This is a genomic window from Psychrobacter sp. GW64-MNA-CIBAN-0177 (assembly GCF_040309585.1).
Classification (GTDB): domain Bacteria; phylum Pseudomonadota; class Gammaproteobacteria; order Pseudomonadales; family Moraxellaceae; genus Psychrobacter; species Psychrobacter okhotskensis.
In genome coordinates this window covers 1-310 of record NZ_JBEOOY010000106.1, presented here as the reverse complement: position 1 = coordinate 310, position 310 = coordinate 1, and the positions used below count along the sequence as shown (strand labels likewise).

At 41.6% G+C, this 310-nt stretch carries 1 pseudogene; it reads left to right on the top strand.

The window, feature by feature from the left end:
• Positions 1–55 precede the first annotated feature (55 nt).
• Positions 56–310 (top strand): annotated as a pseudogene (locus AAEY79_RS14375) (hypothetical protein); the annotation flags it as partial.

The following is a 310-nucleotide window of genomic DNA, read 5'->3' as shown; positions in this document are numbered from 1 at the left end:
ATTGAGGATAGTGAATTGTTAGAGATGGAAGCATTGTGGGAGGTAGCAAAACAGCATGAACGTGCAAAATAGTTTGCGCTGTAGCTTTATTATTTTAACGGTGCTAATAAATCTGTCACTTATCAGCAATGTGCACGCAGCACCGTGTATTGATAATCCAAAAAGCGCTTATCAATACTTGCTACAACAAGAAAAACTCACCACCCAAGCGCGCACCCAAATGGGGATTAATATTAATCGCGCCACGGAAAGCGAGCTGACGTCCTTGCATGTTATTGGCAGCAGTAAAGCGAAAGCCATTATTTTATAC